Source organism: Micromonospora sp. CPCC 205554, from assembly GCF_036902745.1.
In the GTDB taxonomy this organism is placed as follows: Bacteria; Actinomycetota; Actinomycetes; order Mycobacteriales; family Micromonosporaceae; genus Micromonospora; species Micromonospora tulbaghiae.
In genome coordinates this window covers 1-1435 of record NZ_JBAKHP010000063.1, presented here as the reverse complement: position 1 = coordinate 1435, position 1435 = coordinate 1, and the positions used below count along the sequence as shown (strand labels likewise).

Sequence of the window (1435 nt, the reverse complement as noted above, 5' to 3'; positions counted from 1 at the left end):
GGTCACGTCCCGTGGCGTGGTGTAGATCGCCTGCGTGAGGCCCTGTGTGCTGTTCAGTTTTCCGGTTCGTTGTCGAGCTGACAACGGGTCTGGTCAGGCAGCGATGAGTTCGCTGGTGGGGGCGTTCGCGGTGGTGCTGATCTGGGCCATGCTGCCTTCGGCGAGGTAGCGGCGGTCTCCGGTCTGCCATTCGTCGTGGGCTTCGACCAGGACGGCGCCGGCGAGGCGGAGCAGGGCTTCGGGGTTGGGGAACACACCGACGACGTCGGTGCGGCGTTTGATCTCCTTGTTCAGCCGCTCCAACGGATTCGTCGACCAGATCTTCTTCCAGTGGCTGGGCGGGAATCCGGTGAAGGCGAGCAGGTCGTGTGCCGCGTCGCGGAGCATCGTTTCGACCTTGGGTAGTTGCCGGCCGAGCATGCCGGCGATGACGTCGAGCTGCTCACGCACGTGGGCGGCGTCGGGTTGGGCGAAGATAGTGCGGATCGCCGCGGCGACCATTTCCGCGTTGCCCTTGGGCACCTGGGCCAGGACGTTGCGCAGGAAGTGCACGCGACAGCGTTGCCAGGCCGCGCCGAGCAGCACCGCGCTGATGGCTTGTTTGAGGCCGGTGTGGGCGTCGGAGATGACCAGCTGCACCCCGCCCAGCCCGCGGGCCTTGAGTGAGCGCAGGAACGCGGTCCAGAACGCGCCGTCCTCGCTGTCGCCGACGGCGAAGCCCAGTACTTCCCGCCACCCGTCGGCCCGAACCCCGGTGGCGACCACGATCGCCTGCGAGACCACCCGCCGGTTGACCCGGGCCTTGCAGTAGGTCGCGTCGAGGAAGACGTAGGGGAACGCGGCCGAGGCCAGGGACCGGTCGCGGAAGGCACCGACTTCCTCGTCCAGGTCGGCGCAGATCCGCGACACCTCCGACTTGGAGATCCCCGAGTCCGCACCCAGGGCTTTGACCAGGTCGTCGACCTTGCGGGTGGACACACCGTGCAGGTAGGCCTCCATCACCACCGCGAACAGCGCCTGATCCACCCGCCGGCGCCGCTCCAACAGGCTCGGGAAGAACGAGCCCGTGCGCAGCTTCGGGATCCGCAGATCGAGGTCGCCCGCGGTGGTGGTCAGGGTCCGGGGGCGGTGGCCGTTGCGCTGAGCCACGCGGGTCTCGCTGCGCTGATGCGGGGCGGCGCCGATCACCGCGGTCAACTCCGCCTCGATCAACGCCTGATAGATCGTCTCCGCCGCCTGCCGGACACGATCATTCACCTCCGCTGCCTTGAGTGCATCCAGCACCTCCAACAAGGCAGACTGGTCCAGGGTCATCGCGTACTCCGTCCTCTGCGTGTTCTTGGTCGTTCACACAGAGACTCACGCGATGACCCACCCCTACCTCGGCGGCACGCCGTGGCAGGTCAGCTTCTACACCACCCGGCGGGACGCAACC

1 protein-coding gene is annotated in these 1435 nt (G+C 67.7%); it reads right to left on the bottom strand.

Features of this window, described 5'->3' with window-relative positions; all coding sequences use genetic code 11:
- Positions 1 to 93: 93 nt before the first annotated feature.
- The gene (locus V6U82_RS31470) at positions 94 to 1314 is read right to left on the bottom strand and encodes an IS256 family transposase (protein ID WP_334467648.1); all 1221 of its coding nucleotides are present in this window, start codon (positions 1312 to 1314) and stop codon (positions 94 to 96) included.
- Between the last annotated feature and the right edge of the window lie 121 nt (positions 1315 to 1435).

Coding starts and splice junctions, on each gene's coding strand:
- V6U82_RS31470 (WP_334467648.1), bottom strand. CDS start 1,314: ATGACCCTGGACCAGTCTGCCTTGTTGGAGGTGCTGGATGCACTCAAG.